The organism is Rossellomorea vietnamensis, from assembly GCF_001305855.1.
GTDB lineage: Bacteria > Bacillota > Bacilli > Bacillales > Bacillaceae_B > Rossellomorea > Rossellomorea vietnamensis_A.
In genome coordinates this window covers 1-762 of sequence record NZ_LIXZ01000060.1, presented here as the reverse complement: position 1 = coordinate 762, position 762 = coordinate 1, and the positions used below count along the sequence as shown (strand labels likewise).

Here is a 762-nt window from a genome sequence, read left to right as displayed (position 1 = left end):
GCCCAGGAGAGCGCCAATCAGGCGCTGGCGCACTATCGGGAAGAGGCGGACCGCAAGATCGAGGAGGCCCGTGAGGCTGCCGCCGACTCCCACCGCCAGGCCGAGGATGCCAGGCAGCGCGAAACGGCATTGGCCAGCCACCTGGCCGGCACCGAACAGCGACTCGAGACACTCAGCGCTGAGCTGGCCACCCGTCAGGCGGATAACGAGACCCTCCGCAAGGCCGAGCAGCGCCTCGCCACGCGGCTGGCGGAGGCGGAGTCCCTGCTGCAGCGTCATCGGGACGAGGCGGCCCGGGTGGCGGACGAGCATCAGCAGGCCATGCAGGCTCGGGAAGCCGAGCATCGCGAGAAGCTGACGCGAGAGGAGCAGCGCCACGAAAGTGCCGAGACACGCCTGATGGCGCTGCTCGACCAGGCGCGCCAGGAGCGACAGGCCCAGGAGAAGGCCGCGGCCGGCCGTGAGGAGCAGCAGGAGAAGCGCCTCGCCCGCCAGGAGTCACAGCTGCAGGAGGCGCGTGCCCGGCTGGCCGAGGAGGAGAAGCGCCATCGCGAGACCGACTGGGCGCGGCGCCAGGCCGAGTCGCTGGCGGACACTCGCCACCACGAGCAGGCGCTGCTTCAGGCGCGCATCGACGAACAGAAGCGTCATCTGGAGGACCAGGCCCAGCGCGTCAGGAGCCTGGAGGAACAGCTCCATCGCTGCCTGTGGCAGACGCCGACGACCAAGGGTAACGAGGCGGAGGGTGATACCGATGATGAA

At 69.9% G+C, this 762-nt stretch carries 1 pseudogene; it reads left to right on the top strand.

Annotated elements, in window-relative coordinates:
• Positions 1-762: pseudogene (locus AM506_RS23510) on the top strand (hypothetical protein); the annotation flags it as partial.